At 70.9% G+C, this 17,952-nt stretch carries 14 protein-coding genes and 1 pseudogene; 6 read left to right on the top strand and 9 right to left on the bottom strand.

Annotation, left to right across the window (positions count from 1 at the left end; translation table 11 throughout):
- Positions 1-82 precede the first annotated feature (82 nt).
- From AC1P0E_RS16625 to AC1P0E_RS16615, 3 genes and pseudogenes are all read left to right on the top strand, one after another.
- A pseudogene (locus AC1P0E_RS16625) lies at positions 83-1,309 on the top strand (molybdopterin molybdotransferase MoeA); the annotation flags it as partial.
- Positions 1,310-1,329: 20 nt separating this feature from the next.
- Positions 1,330-2,403 (top strand): potassium channel family protein, encoded by a 1,074-nt coding sequence (locus AC1P0E_RS16620; RefSeq protein ID WP_482745779.1) that lies wholly within the window; start codon positions 1,330-1,332, stop codon positions 2,401-2,403.
- A gap of 47 nt (positions 2,404-2,450) precedes the next feature.
- The gene (locus AC1P0E_RS16615; protein ID WP_482742948.1) at positions 2,451-3,434 is read left to right on the top strand and encodes an NAD(P)H-quinone oxidoreductase; all 984 of its coding nucleotides are present in this window, start codon (positions 2,451-2,453) and stop codon (positions 3,432-3,434) included.
- An 89-nt stretch (positions 3,435-3,523) separates the two neighbouring features.
- Here AC1P0E_RS16615 and AC1P0E_RS16610 read toward each other — a convergent pair whose 3' ends face one another.
- The 6 genes from AC1P0E_RS16610 to AC1P0E_RS16585 all read right to left on the bottom strand — a co-directional run bounded on the left by AC1P0E_RS16610 (position 3,524) and on the right by AC1P0E_RS16585 (position 11,228).
- Entirely contained in the window at positions 3,524-4,063 is a 540-nt protein-coding gene (locus AC1P0E_RS16610) for a bacterial proteasome activator family protein (protein ID WP_482742947.1), read from the bottom strand.
- Positions 4,064-4,159: 96 nt separating this feature from the next.
- Positions 4,160-7,012, bottom strand: coding sequence for an FtsX-like permease family protein (locus AC1P0E_RS16605; protein ID WP_482742946.1), 2,853 nt, complete (start codon positions 7,010-7,012; stop codon positions 4,160-4,162).
- The gene (locus AC1P0E_RS16600) at positions 7,009-7,776 is read right to left on the bottom strand and encodes an ABC transporter ATP-binding protein (protein ID WP_482742945.1); all 768 of its coding nucleotides are present in this window, start codon (positions 7,774-7,776) and stop codon (positions 7,009-7,011) included. Before AC1P0E_RS16600 ends, AC1P0E_RS16605 begins: the two co-directional genes overlap by 4 nt.
- Before the next feature lie 77 nt (positions 7,777-7,853).
- Positions 7,854-8,594 (bottom strand): PadR family transcriptional regulator, encoded by a 741-nt coding sequence (locus AC1P0E_RS16595; RefSeq protein ID WP_482742944.1) that lies wholly within the window; start codon positions 8,592-8,594, stop codon positions 7,854-7,856.
- Positions 8,595-8,689: 95 nt separating this feature from the next.
- Complete coding sequence (locus tag AC1P0E_RS16590; RefSeq protein ID WP_482742943.1) at positions 8,690-9,367, bottom strand: hypothetical protein; 678 nt, start codon at positions 9,365-9,367, stop codon at positions 8,690-8,692.
- 181 nt (positions 9,368-9,548) lie between these two features.
- The gene (locus AC1P0E_RS16585) at positions 9,549-11,228 is read right to left on the bottom strand and encodes a protein kinase domain-containing protein (protein ID WP_482742942.1); all 1,680 of its coding nucleotides are present in this window, start codon (positions 11,226-11,228) and stop codon (positions 9,549-9,551) included.
- A gap of 330 nt (positions 11,229-11,558) precedes the next feature.
- On the opposite strand from AC1P0E_RS16585, the gene AC1P0E_RS16580 reads away from it, so the two are divergent.
- Positions 11,559-13,211 carry a protein kinase domain-containing protein gene (locus tag AC1P0E_RS16580; RefSeq protein ID WP_482742941.1) on the top strand — a complete coding sequence of 551 codons (1,653 nt, stop codon included), beginning with the start codon at positions 11,559-11,561 and terminating at the stop codon, positions 13,209-13,211.
- A 15-nt stretch (positions 13,212-13,226) separates the two neighbouring features.
- On the opposite strand, the gene AC1P0E_RS16575 is transcribed toward AC1P0E_RS16580, so the two are convergent.
- From AC1P0E_RS16575 to AC1P0E_RS16565, 3 genes are all read right to left on the bottom strand, one after another.
- Positions 13,227-14,255, bottom strand: coding sequence for a phosphotransferase (locus tag AC1P0E_RS16575; RefSeq protein WP_482742940.1), 1,029 nt, complete (start codon positions 14,253-14,255; stop codon positions 13,227-13,229).
- Positions 14,256-14,278: 23 nt separating this feature from the next.
- On the bottom strand, positions 14,279-14,725 hold the full coding sequence (locus tag AC1P0E_RS16570) for a pyridoxamine 5'-phosphate oxidase family protein (RefSeq protein ID WP_482742939.1): 447 nt from the start codon (positions 14,723-14,725) through the stop codon (positions 14,279-14,281).
- Between the two features lie 68 nt (positions 14,726-14,793).
- Positions 14,794-15,486: a response regulator gene (locus tag AC1P0E_RS16565; RefSeq protein ID WP_482742938.1), complete on the bottom strand. Its 693-nt coding sequence runs from the start codon at positions 15,484-15,486 to the stop codon at positions 14,794-14,796.
- 326 nt (positions 15,487-15,812) lie between these two features.
- On the opposite strand from AC1P0E_RS16565, the gene pdhA reads away from it, so the two are divergent.
- Together pdhA and AC1P0E_RS16555 are read left to right on the top strand one after the other, a co-directional pair.
- Positions 15,813-16,970 carry a pyruvate dehydrogenase (acetyl-transferring) E1 component subunit alpha gene (gene pdhA, locus AC1P0E_RS16560; RefSeq protein WP_482742937.1) on the top strand — a complete coding sequence of 386 codons (1,158 nt, stop codon included), beginning with the start codon at positions 15,813-15,815 and terminating at the stop codon, positions 16,968-16,970.
- Positions 16,970-17,950: an alpha-ketoacid dehydrogenase subunit beta gene (locus AC1P0E_RS16555; RefSeq protein ID WP_482742936.1), complete on the top strand. Its 981-nt coding sequence runs from the start codon at positions 16,970-16,972 to the stop codon at positions 17,948-17,950. Before pdhA ends, AC1P0E_RS16555 begins: the two co-directional genes overlap by 1 nt.
- The last annotated feature ends 2 nt before the right edge of the window (positions 17,951-17,952 follow it).

Below are 17,952 nucleotides of genomic sequence, written 5' to 3'. Positions count from 1 at the left end.
CGGCCACTCCGGCGCCACCAACGGCCCCACCAACGGCCCAGGTCAGCCCGGTGCCGTGCCGCCGCCCCCGCCCCGTACCGGCGCCACGCCCTGGGCCGAGGCCCGTGCCGTTGCCGCCCGGGTCGGCGGGGCAGCCGTGCCCCCCGCGCGGCGGGTGACGCTCGCGCAGGCCCTCGGGCTGGTCCTCGCCGAGCCTCTCGACGCCCTCACCGACCTGCCCTCCTTCGATACGTCAGCCATGGACGGGTGGGCGGTCGCCGGGCCGGGACCGTGGTGGAACGTAGCGGAAGGCGGGCAGGTGCTGGCCGGGCATGCCGCGCCCGGCCCGCTCGCCGACGGTGCGGCCGTACGTATCGCCACCGGAGCCCGCATCCCGCCCGACGCCACCGCCGTGATCCGCAGCGAGCACGCCCGGCTGGACGAGGCCAGGGGGCGGCTGCACACCCGCCGCGAGGTGGTGCAGGGGCAGGACATCCGGCCGCGCGGCCAGGAGTGCCGTACCGGCGACCAGTTGCTGCCCGCCGGTGCGCTCGTGACCCCCGCCGTGCTCGGGCTCGCCGCGGCCGCCGGTTATGACGGGCTGTCCGTCGCGCCCCGGCCCCGCGTCGAAGTGTTCGTACTGGGCGATGAGTTGCTGAGCGAGGGCCTGCCGCACGACGGTATGGTCCGCGACGCCCTCGGCCCCCTCCTCGACCCGTGGCTGCGCGCGCTCGGCGCCGATGTGATCGGCACCCGGCATCTCGGTGACGACGCCGACGCGCTGCACCGGGCGGTCACCGACTCCGAGGCCGACCTCGTCGTCACCACGGGCGGTACGGCGGCCGGCCCCCTCGACCACGTCCACCCGATCCTGCGGAGGGCGGGCGCCGAGCTGCTCGTGGACGGTGTCGCGGTGCGTCCAGGCCATCCGATGCTGCTGGCGCGCCTGGCAGATGGTGAAGACGGCGGCCGGTACCTCGTCGGCCTGCCCGGCAATCCGCTCGCCGCCGTGTCCGGGCTGCTGACCCTCGCCGAGCCGCTGTTGCGCGCCCGTGCCCAGCGGCCACCCCTCGCGCCGTACGTCTCGCCCGTACGGGACGATGTGAGCGGCCATCCGTACGACACCCGGCTCGTCCCCGTCGTCCACCGCGCAGGCGGCAGGGACGGAAACGGGCCGGAGCGGGCCGTGCCGCTGCACTACAACGGTCCGGCGATGCTCCGCGGCATCGCCACCGCCGACGGCCTGGCCGTCGTCCCGCCCGGCGGCGCACGGGCCGGCCAGGAACTGGAAATCCTCGACCTGCCCTGGACAGAAGGACGTTTCACGTGAAACTTCCCGGCCAAGACGCGATGGCCAGGCATGCCGACGAGCACCTTGTCACCGCTCGGATCAAGCTGCCGCGCCGTATCGTCGACCGTCCGCTGCGGCAGGTCGGCAAGCGGCTGCTGATGGCGCTGGCGGTCCTGGTGCTGACGGTCTTCATCGTCTACGTCGACCGCGCCGGCTACCACGACAACGCCGACGAGAGCCTCGACTTCCTCGACGCCGTCTACTACTCCACCGTGACCCTCTCCACGACGGGTTACGGCGACATCGTGCCGCACAGCGACAGCGCCAGGCTCACCAACGTGCTGCTGGTGACGCCGCTGCGCGTGCTCTTTCTGATCATCCTGGTCGGCACCACTCTCGAGGTCCTCACGGAGCGGACCCGGGAGGAGTGGCGGCTGAACCGCTGGAGGACCCAGTTGCGCGACCACACCGTCATCGTCGGGTTCGGCACCAAGGGCCGTTCCGCGATCCAGACCCTGGCGGCCACAGGGCTCAGGAAAGAGCAGATCGTGGTCGTCGACCCGAGTGCGAAGGTCATCGAAGCGGCCAACGCCGACGGGTTCACGGGCGTCCTGGGCGACGCGACCCGCAGCGACGTACTGCTGCGCGCCGAAGTCCAGCGGGCCCGGCAGATCGTCATTTCGACCCAGCGCGACGACACGGCGGTCCTGGTCACGCTCACCGCACGCCAGCTCAACCGGGGCGCGAAGATCGTCGCCGCGGTCCGTGAGGAGGAGAACGCGCCGTTGCTGCGCCAGTCGGGCGCCGACGCCGTCATCACCAGCGCCAGCGCGGCCGGCCGCCTCCTCGGCCTGTCCGTGCTCAGCCCCAGCGCGGGCACGGTGATGGAGGACCTGATCCAGCAGGGCAGCGGTCTCGACCTCATCGAACGGCCGGTGATAAAGGCCGAGGTGGGACGGAACGTACGGGAGACCGACGACCTGGTGGTCAGCGTCCTGCGCGGACACCGGCTGCTCGGTTACGACGACCCGGTGGCCAGCCCGCTCCAGCTGACGGACCGCGTGATCACCATCGTGCGCGTCTCGCCCGGTGCCACGAGCGCGGGGGACATGCGGGTGACAGCGCCGGAGTAGCCGGGGAGACGGAGTGCTTGCCTCCGGTGCGGAGTAGCCTCGCGGCCATGTATGCGATCACGATCCCTGAACCCGGTGGCCCCGAGGCGCTCGTATGGGCGGAGGTCCCCGATCCCGTACCCGGCGAGGGCGAGGTCCTTGTCGAGGTCGCCGCGAGCGCCGTCAATCGCGCCGACCTGCTGCAACGCCAGGGCTTCTACGACCCGCCGCCCGGCTCGTCCCCGTACCCCGGTCTCGAATGCTCCGGGCGGGTCGCCGCCCTGGGGCCCGGTGTCTCGGGCTGGTCCGTCGGTGACGAGGTGTGCGCGCTGCTGACCGGCGGCGGGTACGCCGAGAAGGTCGTCGTACCGGCGGGGCAGCTGCTGCCCGTGCCCAGTGGCATGGACCTCGTCACGGCGGCTTCCCTGCCCGAGGCGACCTCGACGGTCTGGTCGAACGTCTTCATGATCGCCCACCTGCGGCCCGGCGAGACGCTGCTGCTGCACGGCGGCGCGAGCGGTATCGGCACGATGGCGATCCAGCTCGCCAAGGCGGTCGGTGCGCGGGTGGCGGTCACCGCGGGCGGCCCCGAGAAGCTGGCGCGCTGCGCGGAACTCGGTGCCGACATCCTCATCGACTACCGCGAGCAGGACTTCGTACAGGAACTCCGCAAGGCCACGGACGGGGCCGGCGCCGACGTCATCCTCGACATCATCGGCGCGAAGTACCTGGACCGGAACGTGAAGGCGCTCGCCGTCAACGGCCGCCTCGCGATCATCGGCATGCAGGGCGGTGTGAAGGGCGAAATCAACCTGAGCGCGCTGATGAAGAAGCGCGCCGCGATCACGGCGACGACGCTGCGGGCGCGCCCGCTGGGCGAGAAGGCGGCGATCGTCTCCGCCGTACGGGAGCACGTCTGGCCGCTGATCACCACCGGCCGCGTACGCCCGGTCGTGCACCGGGTCGTGCCGATGACCGAGGCGGCGGAGGCGCACCGGGCACTGGAGGCGGGCGACCACGTCGGCAAGATCCTGCTGACGACGACGGCCTGAGCAGTCCGCGGTCGACGTACGCGAGAGGCCCGCACCGCCGTCCTGGCGGTGCGGGCCTCTCGTCGCTCGCAAGCAGCTGCCGAAAGGACTTAGAGGTACGGGCCCGAGCGCACCGGACCGTGGCCGTCCTCCTGGTCGTCGTCATCGTGACCCGACCCCGGCGGAAGCGCGCGTCGCATCTGCTCCAGCTGCGCCCGCGCCGCCATCTGCTGGGCGAAAAGCGCCGTCTGGATGCCGTGGAAGAGACCTTCGAGCCACCCGACCAACTGGGCCTGCGCGATGCGCAGTTCCGCCTCGGAGGGGATCGCTTCGTCCGTGAAGGGCAGGGAGAGCCGCTCCAACTCTTCGACGAGCTCGGGCGCGAGGCCGTCTTCGAGCTCCTTCACCGAGCTGGCGTGAATGTCCTTCAGGCGTACCCGGCTCGCCTCGTCGAGGGGAGCCGCCCGTACTTCCTCCAGGAGTTGCTTGATCATGCTGCCGATGCGCATGACTTTTGCGGGCTGTTCGACCATCTCCGTCACTGGCACCTCGCGAGACTCGTCGTCCGCGCCGCCGAGAGCCATTCCGTCCTGTCCTACGACCAGGACATGGGGGCTCTCCTGCGACCGTTCACTCCTCGGCATCTCCATGCGGCCATTCTCTCGTACACCTGCGTCACAACACGGTGTGCCCCCGCACAGAGGTGATCCACCCTGTACGGGGGCACGGGAAACAACCGCCGTGTGTCAGGCCGCCGCGCGCCGCGCCACAGCGGTGCGGGACCGGGTGACCAGTGCGGCGAGGAGCGCCGCGCCCACGGGTACGGCGACGAGCAGTGCCGCGAGGGTTTCCCAGGGGATGACGATCGGGACGTACGGTGCGTCGCTCATGCCGCCCATGCCGGAGGCGAGGGCCTCCTCGTACCACTTGAGCTCTTGGCGTTCCTCGGTCAGCCGCAGCCCGATCGCGGGCAGCACGCCCGCCGCCGAGCCGAGCACCACGCCCATCGCGGCGACCACCCCGCACTGGAATCCGCTCAGCGTCCTGCGCACCCGTGGGGGCGCGCCGACCGCGGCGAGGGTCTTCAGGTCGGGCTCGGCGTCCGTCTGGGCGAGGCCCGTGGCGATGCCTGCCGCGCCGATGGTGACGAGCCCGGCGAAGACGGTCAGGGCCAGCAGGATGATGCTGTTGTCGCTGGTGTAGCCGGTTTCGACGTACAGGGCGTCGTTGGTGCCCAGTGCGTCGAGTGCCGCGTCGAGCTTCTGCTGCTGGGTGCTGCTGGGCAGCTTGTCGGTCGAGAAGTACGCGCCGAGCGGGGCGGTGGTGAGCCCGGCGGCCTTCGCCGCCTGCTCGGGAAGGACGATCTTCAGCCCGTACGCGGTGGCTGATTCCGGGACCTGGTGGACGGGGAAGGACTTGATTTCGCCGGGGGCCTCCTTGCCCTCCTGCGCCATCAGGTCGGCCTTCTTGGTGTCGGTGATCAGCTTGATGCCGACCTGCCCCTTCTCGACATTGCGCCGGTCGAAGGAGACAGCCTTGCCGCTCTTGAGCGCGGCGGCGGCGGCCGCATCGTCGATCGCGAGGACCGACAGCAGCTTGTCGTCGGCCACGAGGACGTCGTACTCGGAGTACTGGGAGCCTTCCTTGCAGCGCCAGTCCTCCGACAGCTTGCGGCGCTCGGCCGGTGTGAGCTCCTTCGAGCCGGGGACGTCCTCCGTCCACAGGGCGCAGCGGTTGTCCTTGGGTGTGAAGATCTCGTACCGCCCGCAGCCCTTGGCGTCGCTGTACGGCGCGCAGTTGGCGTTGCCCACGGCTATGCGGTCCACGTCGGCGCGTACGTCGACGGGGAAGTGCTTCTGGACGGCCGCGCGCACGGCCGGCACATCGCGGCCGCCGCCCTCGGCGGCCATCACGCTCACCGCGCCGTGCGGCAGCCGCGCCGAGTACGCGGCACGCTGCTGTACGTCGGTGCTGGCGGCGTACGTCGCCACCGCGACCGTGCCCGCGACGGCGGCCAGCACGGCCGCGACGGCGGGGGCCGTACGGCCGCGGTTGCGTACGGCGTCACGCAGAGCGAGGCGCGGCGACAGCGGCAGCCATCCGCCGAGCCTGCCGAAGAGGCCGACCAGGGCGGGGGTGAGCGCGACGATGCCCAGCTCGGCGAGGGCGCTGCCGCCCGCGACGATGGTGACGTTGTCGGTGGCGGTGGCCCCGTACAGGGTGATGGTGATGCCCAGGCCGGCCGCGATCAGGCCGATGACGGGCAGTACGCGGCTGGAGCGGCGTACGCCGCGGCGGCCGGTGAGCGAGGCCAGCACGGTCTGCCGGGAGGAGGTGATGGCCGGGACGATCGCGGCGAGCAGGCCGGTGAGGACGGCGAGCAGACCGATGCCGAGCAGTTCCAGCGGCCGGATGTCGAAGCTGCCGAACCGTTTGCCCATGTAGTCCTCGAGCAGCGGCCGCAGCGCGAAGGTGAGGAGCAGGCCGAGTACGGTGCCGACGACGGCCGCGGCGACGCCGATGACCAGACCGCCGGAGAGCACGATGGCGCGGATGTGGCGGCGGTCGCCGCCGTTCGCGCCGACCAGGCCGAGCTGGCGGGCGGAGCGCCGGGCGCCGACCGCGAACGCGGGGCCGGCCAGCAGGCAGATCTCCAGCATGGCGAGGCCGACGACGGTGGCGACGGCGGCGAGCGCCGCGGCCTCGGACGCCGCGCTCTGCTCGTAGTTGCTCCAGCCGTCCCTCTGGTAGAGCGGCACCTCGGAGTCGGCGGGCGGGTCGAGGGCGACGGCTCGCGAAACGACCGAAATGCCTTGGCTGTTCGCCTTCTTGACCATGTTCCACGTGAAACCGTCGCCGTCGCCGGCGCCGCCCACGGAAACCAGGTAGGTGCTGCCGGCCTCCGTGCCGGGCAGGCCGTCGGCCTTCAGCGCCTTGTCGAGCGGCGCCAGGAAGGTGCCGGGCGGGGCGAGGACCTCATCGGCCTTGAGCGAGTCGGGGAGTTCGTACGAGCCGACGATCCGGTACTCGGTGGCCAGCCCGCGGGCCGCGATCGTCGAGCCCACCTCCAGGCCGCCCGACTCCAGGAAGTGCGTGGTCGCGGCGACTTCGCCGGCCTTGTCCGGGAACCGGCCCTCGTCGAGGGTCATGATGCCCCGGGTCATGGGGTCGGTGGCGTCCAGCTCGTGGATCACGGCGTTGAGAAGGCCGTGCTTCGTACGGAGCTTGCCGCTGCCGTTCGAGTCCTTGAGCGTCTTGGCGCCCGCAGGGAAGGCCGCCGGGATGTCACCGGGCCCCTCGGGCCACGGCCCGTCCTCGTAGTCCTTGACCGGCGTGCTGTTGATGCCGTCGGGCGACTGGTGGATCGGCACGCCGCCCATGCCCGGGTCGGACATCCGGGCGTCGGCGGCGCCCAGGTCGCGTCCCATCTGTTGCTCGGTGGAGAGCTCCGCGCTGCGCACGGTCAGATCGGCGGCGCTCACGCCCAGGATCGGCAGGGCGATCATGGCGAGTACGAGGGAACTGCGGCCCTTGAAGCGCCAGGCGTCGCGGCGGGCGATGCGCACCGCGGCCACCCAGGAGTGGTACCAGCGATTCACTGTGCGGCCGCCTGCCCGGAGAGCAGGGAGTCGGCCTGGCTGCGCAGGGTCTCGTCGACGACGGAGCCGTCGCGCAGGAAGACCACCCGGTCGGCCCAGGCCGCGAAGCGCGGCTCGTGGGTGACGAGTATGCCGGCGGCGCCCGCGTCGCAGCGGGCGCGCAGCAGTGCGAGTACGGACTCGCCCGTCTCGGAGTCCAGGGCGCCGGTGGGCTCGTCGGCGAGGACGAGGCGACGGTCGCCCACCAGGGCGCGGGCGATGGCCACGCGCTGCTGCTGGCCGCCGGACATCTCGTCGGGGAAGCGGTCGGCGAGCGAACCGAGGCCCATCTCCTCCAGCGCCGCGACGGCGACGACGCGGGCCTTGCGGGCGGATACGCCGTCCAGTTCGCGGGGCAGGGCGACGTTCTCGGCGGCGGTCAGGGCCGGGATGAGGTTGTAGTCCTGGAAGACGTAGCCGATGCTGCGGCGGCGCAGGGCGGCGAGTTCCTTGCGGCCTACGGCCGTGATGTCCGTACCTTCGACGACGACGCGGCCCGAAGTGGGGCTGTCGAGGCCGCCGGCAATGGTGAGCAGGGTGGACTTGCCGGAGCCGGACGGGCCCATGACGGCGACGAGTTCACCGGGGAAGACGGAGAGGTTGACGCCGCGCAGGGCGTGCACCTCGGTGGCGCCGCTGCCGTGGACGCGGGTCAGCTGCTCGAGTCGCAGTACGGGCTGCTGTGACTCATGTGGCTGGTGGGGCTGTTGTGATTTCTGAGGCATGGATCCGGGCATGGATCCGGGCATGGCTTCGGACATGAAGGAGTCCCCCTGGGACGGGATGGTCGTGCGACGCGGGCTTAACGCCGTGCGCTGCGAGACGTCTGGGTGTTACGAGCGGTTGCGGTATCGGTGGTACTGACGGCGGGCGCGACCAGCTCTCCCGCGTCGTGCGCCGTGCCGTCCTCCGTGTTGTCCGCCGGATGGGGCGACGGGTCGGTCGACGGATCGGGTGACGCGGGCGCGGGAGTGGTCTCGGCCCTGCGCGCGGCCGTCGCGGAGAGCCGGGCGAGCCGGGACTCGGAGTGGTCGAGCCAGCGCGCCTCGGCTTCGGTCTGGAAGATCAGCTGTTCCACTACGAGCAGCCAGGCGACGTCGTCGCGCGCCCTCTCGGCGTCCGAGCCCTCCACGGCGACGAGTGCCTGGGCCTTGAGGCGCGTGTAGTCCTGCATCGCCCTGAGGGTGGCGTGGCGCTGGGCCTGGATGACGGCCCGAATGTCGACGCCGGGGGCGCCGACGGCCATGGCGAGCTTGATGGCCAGCTCGTCGCGGGGCGGGCTGGCCCGGTCGACAGGCCGCCCGAACCAGCTCCTGAGCTCGCCCCGCCCCGCGTCCGTGATGGCGTAGAGCGCGTGGCCCGCCGTGTCCTCGCCGTCCTGGGTGACCATGCCGTCGCGTTCGAGGCGGCCCAGGGTCGTATAGACCTGGCCGACGTTGAGAGGCCAGGTCGCACCGGTGCGCGACTCGAACTCGGTGCGCAGCTGGGAGCCGTAACGGGGCCCGTGCTCAAGGAGGGCAAGCAGCCCGTGACGGATCGACATACCGAGTATGTATACCGAGTATGTCGCCGTGGGCCAACCGTCTTGAGAAGGACATCGGGACTAGGCCCTGAGAGGGACGGCTGTCCGGCGAAGGGTCAGTTACGCCGCAACCGGAGCCCCAGGAACCCCAGCCCCAGCCCGACCAGAGTGAGCCCGGCCCCCAGCGGCAGCACATGGACGCCCAGCGGGTCGGACTGCGCCACGACCTGCTCCGAGCCCTCGTGCGCGGCGCCCGGCGGCGGCCCGGACGGCGAGACGGTGGGCTCGTGCGCGGGCTCCTCCAACGCCTCTTCGTGTACGTCCCACGGCTCGGGCGCGTACGACTTGCGGGGGGTCGCCGAGGCGCTCGCCGACGCGGAAGCGGAACCGGACGCAGAGGCACTGGACGTGACCCCGGGGCTGCCCGACGGACTCGTACTGCCGCTGGGGGACGCCTTCTCGTCAGCCTCGTCAGCCTCGTCGGCCTCTTCGGTCCCACTCGTCGCAGCGGCACTCCTCCCCGGCTCCCTGCCCGGCCGCTTGCGCCCCTCCCCGGCAGGCCGGCCCGCCAGGCTCTTCGCCGGCGAGGCGGCGGAGGCGAGCGGCCATTCCGGCCGGTCCGGAGCCTCTACGCCCGGCACCAGCTCGCGCTCCGAACCGTCGTCCGGGGCAGCCGTCGACCTGGACGTGGACGCGGGCGTCGGCGGCCCCGGCGCGCGCTCCTCGGCGTACGCCCCCGAGACCGGCAACACCAGCACTGCGGCCACCCCAACCGCCGCGAACCGGACAGCCATGGGACTCCGCCTCCTGAACCGAACGCGCCGGACCACGGTGTGATCCGGACCACTGGAACAACAGACTCAGCGTCACATGCCGCAACATTTCCGGCGCGCCAGGTCACACGAAAGGGGCCCGGCGCGCGCTGCGCGCACCGGGCCCCCTTCGCACGTCCGAATCGGAACGCGCCTGTTCGGCCTAGTCCGAGGGCGGGTTGCCGGTGGAGATCTCGAGCTCGATCGTGGCGTCGTCGGGGTCGATGTCGGAGTTGGCCTTGGGGTACTGGTTGACCACGAGGTCCTCGCCCCAGGTCGGGTTGTCGACCCTGTCCTCGTCGATCTTCCAGCCTGCCGCCTGGAGGCACAGCTTGACCGACCGGATGTCCTTGTAGAGGAAGTTCGGCACCTCGACCTTGGCCGGGTCCGTCGCCGATTCCCTCCCCGGGGAGCAGTCGGTGGTCTCCATGGTCCTGGTGCGGTCCGGGCCCTTGTAGCCGGGCTTCGCCGCCACACTGCTCTGCGTGGGGTCGTCGGTGGGATCGTCACCGCCCTGCGGATCGTCCTTGAGCGAGATGGCGGTGATCACGCCCCCGAGCGCCAGCAGTACGACCGTGATCGCCCCCACGATCACCGGCATGTTCCGGCCGCCGCCGCCACCGCTACCGCCCGAGTTCGGCGCCGAACCGGGCGACATCGTGTACGGCGGCGGGGTCTGCCCACCCTGGTGCTGGCCGCCCGGGTGCTGCCCGCCCTGCTGCATGCCGTGCGTCGCGTACGGAGCCTGCATCGGCGCCGGAGTCGGGTAGCCGTAAGCGGACTGCGCGGGGCCGGGGGGCGGCGTGGGCGGCCCGTACGGCCCCGGTGCCGGCTGGTACGGCGTCTGGACGTTGCCGCTCTGCGGGTAGCCGGTCTGGTCGACCGGCGGGAACACCGCCGCCCCGACTCCGGCCCCGCTCTGCGCGGGACCGCCGGGGACGATCACCGGCTGCGCGCCCGCCTGGACCGACCCCGAAATCCGCGCGCACTCGTCGCGCATCGCGGCGGCGCTCGGGAAACGCTCGTTCGGGTTCTTCTTCAGCGCCCGCGCGACCAGGGCGTCGACCGCCGGCGGGACCGACCGGTTGATCGACGAAGGAGCGACCGGCTCCTCCTGGACGTGCGCGTACGCGATGGCGAGCGGCGAGTCCGCGTCGAACGGCAGCCGCCCCGTGACCAGCTGGAACAGCATGATGCCGACCGAGTACAGGTCGGAGCGCGCGTCGACGCCGCGCCCCAGCGCCTGCTCGGGCGACAGGTACTGCGGCGTACCGACGACCATGCCGGTCTGCGTCATCGACGTGACACCCGACTGCATGGCACGCGCGATACCGAAGTCCATGACCTTGACGACATCGCGCTTGTTCATCATCACGTTGCCGGGCTTGATGTCGCGGTGGACCAGCCCCATTTCGTGACTTGTCTCCAGCGCCGCCAGCACATCCGATGTGATCTTCAGCGCTTTGTCGGCCGGCATGGCGCCGTACCGCGCGATGTCCGCCTGGAGTACGGAGCCGAGCGGCTGGCCCTCGACGTACTCCATGACGATGTACGGCATCAGCGCGCCGTCGAGCTCGTCCTCGCCGGTGTCGAAGACGGACACGATGTTGGTGTGGGAAAGCTTGGCGACCGCCTGCGCCTCGCGCCGGAACCGTTCACGGAACGACTGCTCGCGCCCCAGTTCCGTATGCAGCGTCTTGATGGCGACCTGGCGGTCGAGCGCGGAGTCGTACGCGAGGTACACCGACGCCATGCCGCCTTCTCCGAGCAGGTCACGCAGCTGGTACCGCCCGCCCGCGACCGAGCCGCCCGCGTAGCGGCCCTGTCCGCCGTCCTGGCTCATGACTGTGCTTCCCCCTCAGCGCAAGATTTACGGGCCAAGTCTGCCCGAGGGCACTGACACGTCAAGCGCGATGCCCGTTCCGTGACCGTACGGGCAAGAAGCGTCGCGGAAGCGTTACAGCGCCGGTGTCGCACGGGTCCCCTGCCGGCCCGCCGTGGCCTCGGAATTTGCACGGGTACATCGGCAACGGGTTTGATGGCCGGTCCATCTCGAACCGGAGCGTCGCGCGGAGGCTGTAGCGTGACGTGGCGGAGCACCTTGAGGCCCATACCTTGAGGCCCATGAGGACGACCGCGAACGCGACGCGGACAGAAACGACGGCGAGGACTGATGGCACCCGAACCCGAGGGAAGCGGCGGCGGAGTGTCGGATGCCCCGGAAGCATGGGGTAAGGACGGATTGGTCGGCGATGGCCGCTACCGGCTGACGCACCGCCTCGGCCGTGGCGGCATGGCGGAAGTGTTCGCCGCCGAGGACGTACGGCTCGGCCGTACCGTCGCGGTGAAGCTGCTGCGCTCCGACCTTGCGGAAGATCCGACATCCAAGGCCCGTTTCACACGTGAGGCACAGTCGGTCGCCGGCCTGAACCACCACGCGGTGGTCGCCGTGTACGACTCCGGCGAGGACCAGGTCGGCGGCAGCGTCGTCCCCTACATCGTGATGGAGCTCGTCGAGGGCCGCACGATCCGCGAGCTGCTGCAGAACGCGGAGGCTCCAGGCCCCGAGCAGGCGCTGATCATCGTCTCCGGCGTACTCGAAGCACTCGCGTACAGCCACCAGCACGGCATCGTGCACCGCGACATCAAGCCCGCGAACGTGATCATCACGCACAGCGGCGCGGTCAAGGTCATGGACTTCGGCATCGCCCGTGCCCTGCACGGCGCCCAGTCGACCATGACGCAGACCGGCATGGTCATGGGTACGCCCCAGTACCTCTCCCCCGAGCAGGCGCTGGGCAAGGCCGTCGACCACCGCAGTGACCTCTACGCGACGGGCTGCCTGCTGTACGAACTGCTCGCGCAGCGGCCGCCCTTCACCGGCGAGACGCCGCTCTCGGTGGTCTACCAGCACGTGCAGGACATCCCCGTACCGCCGTCCGAGATGTCGGACGTGGCGCCGCCCGAGCTGGACGGGCTCGTCATGCGCTCCCTCGCCAAGGACCCGGACGACCGGTTCCAGAGCGCCGAGGAGATGCGCGGACTCGTCCAGTACGGCCTGTCGATGCTCCAGGAGCAGGGCAGCCACACCGGCGTGTGGAACACCGGCCCCGTCGAGATGCACGAGGGCGGCCACACCCCGGCCGGCGGCACCTACGCGACGACGGCGATGGGCCACCCCCACCACGGCGACACCTCGCAGATGCGGGCCGGCGGCGCGATGCTGCCGCCGATGAACCCGGACGACGGGGCGTACGACGGCGGGCGCGGCGGCAGGAGCGGCCGCGGCAAGATGTGGATCTTCGCGGTGCTCGCGATCATCGCGATCGCCGCCGGCGTGGCCTTCGCAGTGGACCGGGCGGGCAGCGGCACCAAGGAGAAGAAGGAGCCGACGAAGGTCTCCGACAGCCCGACGAAGTCGGAGAAGGAGCCTTCGAAGGAGCCGTCGGACGACGAGAAGACCTCGCCCGACACCGATCCGGGCACGTCCTCGACCGGTGGTCAGCAGCCCTCCTGGACTCCGCCCACGGTCCCGTCGACGCCCCCGAGCGACACCCCGTCGAACACGCCCAGCATCACGCCGTCGAGCCCGACGCACACCGCTCCGGGCACGACGACGGAGGGCGGCACGGACGACGGCGGCACGACGGAGGGCGGCACGGACGACGGCGGCACGACCGAAGGCGGCACGGACGACGGTGGCACCACCGAAGGCGGTACGACCGACGGCGGTACGACTGACGCAGGTACGACCGACGGCGGCACGGGCGCCGGTGGTACTACCGACGGTGGCGCCGGCACGCTCGACGGGGGCACGGGGGCCTGACCCCCGCAGGCGTCCTCACCCCGCGAACGCCTCGCACACCGCCTCGTACTCCTTCGTCCACCACACCGCCAGGGCCGACGCCGCAGGAAACTGCGGGTCGGCCCTTCGGTCGTGCCGCTGGTAGCGCCAGCGCAGTATCCAGAAGTCGTTGAGCCGCTCCCACCACACCCGGTGCGCGGCCGCCGCCAGCTCCTGCGCCCCCGCCCCGGCCGCCCGCCGGTACGCCGCCGCGTACGCCCGTACCTTCGCCAGCTCCAGCTCCCCGTCCGGCCGTACGAAGAAGATCGCGGCCGCCCGGACCGCCTCCTCCGCGCGCGGCTGCACCGCGAGCCGGTCCCAGTCGACGATCGCGGCGGGCTCGGCGCCCCGGTAGAGCAGGTTCAGCGGATGGAAGTCGCCGTGCACCCACCCGGTGGCGGGCTCGGCGACCGGCGGGGGCCGCCGGTGGGCGTGCCGCTCCAGGAGCGCCCGCCGCTCCAGAAGACGGTGCTCGGCCAGTACGTCGAAACTGTCCCGGGGCCGCTGCCCGCGCGCCAGCGTCAGCAGCTCGTCGATCAGCGCGAAGGTGGCGGCGGGGTCGGCGCAGTCGTGCGTACGCCCGGAGGATTCCTCCGGCGCGCGGTCGATCATCACCCGGTCGAGGCAGGTGTGTACGAGCCCCAGCAGTGCGCCCAGCCGCCGCGACTCCACCGAGGTGAGCTGGGCGCCGTCCCGGTGCCGGCCCTCGATCCACGGGTGCAGGGCGTAGCAGCGGCCGCCGATCACCGCGACGGTGCCGCCGTGGGTGTCCTCGAGGGGCGGGGCGACGGGGACGCCGAAGGCCTGGAGGTGGCGGGTGGCGCGGTGCTGGCGCCGGATCGTGTCGCGGTCGCCGTCGAGGTGGTGCTTGAGGAAGTAGTCGCCCCGGGTGGTGACGAGGCGGTAGCCGTGGTTGAGCAGGCCCTGGGCCACGGGTTCGCAGGAGAGCGGGTCGCCCGGGGCGCGGTAGCGGCGCAGCAGGTCACCGACGGGCGGCGGAGGGGCGAGTACAGATGAGCGTGGCACCCGCCAGATGTTAGATCACCAAGTCACAGAGCGTGCTCGTACCGTCGCTCGGGGGCGCTGTTCAGGGTGTGCGCGGTGACGAACTGCGGCTCGATGCGCATGTAGACGGGGTCGAAGGGCTCGCCGTCGACGTAATGGGGGCCACGGCCGAAGAGCTCCAGCTCGGCGGTGGCCGGCTCGAAGATCTCGGCGGTGCCGGTGCACTGCACGGCCCACATGGTGCCGTCGCCGGGCGCCTGCGCGCCGAAGGGGTCTGCGCCGAAGTTGTCCGCGCCGTAAGCGACCACGCTGCCGTGGCAGGCCTGGTGGTGGTTGAAGCCCGCGTGCATGCGCAGCAGTACGCGTCCCTGTACGACGATGTGGCGGGCGACGGCAAGGAAGGGCAGGGCCCGCATGCTCGTGGCGACCCGGCCGTAGGGGACGCGGCGGAGGAGTTCGATGGCGTGCGGATCCTGGTCCTCGGTGGGCATGCCTCTTACTGTCAGTCACCCGAGGCGGGGCGTAAAAGGGACGGAAGTCCCGAATGGTGTGCGTGTGGCTAGCGTCTCTCCTCCGCCTGCTTGCGCGCCACGTACGCGGCGGCCTGCGAGCGGCGCTCCATGCCCAGCTTGGAGAGCAGGCTGGAGACGTAGTTCTTGATGGTCTTCTCCGCGAGGTGCAGCCGCTCGCCGATGACCCGGTTGGTCAGGCCCTCGCCGATCAGGTCGAGGATCTTGCGTTCCTGCTCGGTGAGGTTCGTGAGCCGGCTGTCGCCCCGGGCGCCTGCGCCGCTGCCGTTGCCGCCGGTGCCGGCGTTGCCCGAACGCAGCCGTTCCAGGACGCGGGCGGTCGCCACCGGGTCGAGCAGCGACTTGCCCGCCGCCACGTCCCGTACGGCCGTCAGCAGCTCATTGCCGCGGATCGCCTTGAGGACGTATCCGGACGCACCGGCCATGATGGCGTCGAAAAGCGCCTCGTCATCGGCGAACGAGGTCAGCATCAGGCATTTGATGTCCTCATTCTGCGAACGGACTTCGCGGCAGACCTCCACACCGCTTCCGTCCGGCAGCCGTACGTCGAGAACGGCCACGTCGGGGCGGGTCGCGAGGATCCTGACCTGGGCTTCTGCGGCTGTACCGGCCTCGCCGACCACCTCGATGTCGTCCTCCACCGAGAGCAGTTCGTGGACGCCGCGACGCACCACTTCGTGGTCGTCGACCAGGAATACGGTGATTTTTCCATCTTCGGGCACGCCGTCATCCTCACATACGAACTCTTCCCGTGCCCCGGGTCGCCGGGATAACGTGCCCCTGTTCCGGCGGCCCGCAAGGCTGTGACCAGTGGTTGTTCCCGAATTCTTCGATTTACTTGGATTTCCAAGCAAAATCGCAGGTCAAATGGGGTTTCGCAGTTATGCGAAGCACTGGGTAACGTTCCTTTGGCAGGGCGTTTCGCCGGGGCACCTGTCACACCTGTTCCCGGCCGAGTCGCACCCACCCCGTGCACGAGGACGCAAGCAGGTGAGCCGCACTGGTCACCGGCAGACCCCGGGGGCCGGACAGACGGAGGAGCACGCACGTGACCGTGGAGAGCACTGCCGCGCGTAAGCCGCGACGCAGCAGCACCAAGCGCGTCAGCGCCAAGAAAGCCCAGCAGTCCGACCCGGCCGAGCCGGAGCTCGTACAGCTGCTCACCCCTGAGGGCGAGCGGGTCGAGCACCCGGACTACTCGATCGATCTCACCCCGGACGAACTGCTCGGCCTGTACCGGGACATGGTTCTGACCCGCCGATTCGACGCCGAGGCCACCTCGCTCCAGCGTCAGGGCGAGCTGGGCCTGTGGGCCTCGCTGCTCGGCCAGGAGGCGGCGCAGATCGGCTCCGCACGCGCTCTGCGTGACGACGACTACGTCTTCCCGACGTACCGCGAGCACGGTGTCGCCTGGTGCCGTGGCGTCGACCCGACCAATTTGCTGGGAATGTTCCGTGGCGTGAACCACGGTGGCTGGGACCCGACCACCAACAATTTCCATCTGTACACGATCGTGATCGGCTCGCAGACGCTGCACGCGACCGGCTACGCGATGGGTGTCGCCAAGGACGGCGCGGATTCGGCCGTCATCGCGTACTTCGGTGACGGTGCCTCCAGCCAGGGCGATGTAGCTGAATCGTTCACCTTCTCCGCGGTCTACAACGCCCCTGTCGTCTTCTTCTGCCAGAACAACCAGTGGGCGATCTCCGAGCCCACCGAGCGGCAGACACGCGTACCGCTCTACCAGCGCGCGCAGGGCTTCGGCTTCCCGGGCGTCCGGGTCGACGGCAACGACGTACTGGCCTGCCTGGCCGTGACGCGCGACGCGCTGGAGCGCGCGCGCCGGGGTGAGGGCCCGACACTGGTCGAGGCCTTCACGTACCGGATGGGCGCGCACACCACCTCCGACGACCCGACGAAGTACCGGGCCGACGAGGAGCGCGAGGCGTGGGAGGCGAAGGACCCGATCCTTCGTTTGCGTGCGTACCTGGAGAAGGAGGGCTTCGCCGACGCGGCCTTCTTCCAGGAGCTGGAGACGGAGTCGGAGTCGCTGGGCAAGCGGGTCCGTGAGGCGGTGCGGGCGATGCCCGATCCCGACCAGATGGCGATCTTCGAGAACGTCTACGCGGACGGACACGCCCTCGTCGACGAAGAGCGCGCGCAGTTCGCGGCGTACCAGGCGTCCTTCGCCGAGGAGGGAAAGTAATGCCCGTACAGAAACTCCCTCTCGCGAAGGCGATCAACGAGTCGCTGCGCAAGGCCCTGGAGACCGACCCCAAGGTCCTGATCATGGGCGAGGACGTCGGCAAGCTCGGCGGCGTCTTCCGCGTCACGGACGGCCTCCAGAAGGACTTCGGCGAGGAGCGGGTCATCGACACCCCGCTCGCCGAGTCCGGCATCGTGGGTACGGCGATCGGCCTGGCCCTGCGCGGCTACCGCCCGGTCGTCGAGATCCAGTTCGACGGCTTCGTCTTCCCCGCGTACGACCAGATCGTCACGCAGCTCGCGAAGATGCACGCGCGCTCGCTCGGCAAGATCAAGATGCCGGTCGTCATCCGCATCCCGTACGGCGGCGGCATCGGCGCGGTCGAGCACCACAGCGAGTCGCCGGAGGCCCTGTTCGCCCACGTCGCGGGCCTGAAGGTGGTTTCGCCGTCGAACTCGTCGGACGCGTACTGGATGATGCAGCAGGCCATCCAGAGCGACGACCCGGTGATCTTCTTCGAGCCGAAGCGGCGCTACTGGGACAAGAGCGAGGTCGATGTCGAGGCCATCCCGGGCCCGCTCCACAAGGCGCGCGTCGTGCGTGAGGGCTCCGACCTGACGCTCGCGGCGTACGGCCCGATGGTGAAGGTCTGCGTCGAGGCGGCAGCGGCGGCGGCCGAGGAGGGCAAGTCCCTGGAGGTCGTCGACCTGCGGTCGATGTCCCCGATCGACTTCGACACCATCCAGACGTCGGTCGAGAAGACCCGCCGCCTGGTCGTGGTCCACGAGGCCCCGGTCTTCTACGGCTCGGGCGCGGAGATCGCTGCTCGCCTTACGGAGCGGTGCTTCTACCACCTGGAGGCGCCGGTGCTGAGGGTGGGCGGCTTCCATGCGCCGTACCCGCCGGCGCGCCTGGAGGAGGAGTACTTGCCGGGGCTTGACCGGGTACTCGACGCTGTCGACCGCTCGCTTGGGTACTGAGG

Source organism: Streptomyces sp. TRD_SC_5 (assembly GCF_056836825.1).
Note: the sequence above shows the minus strand (reverse complement) of the source record. Positions and strands in the feature narration are given on the sequence as shown.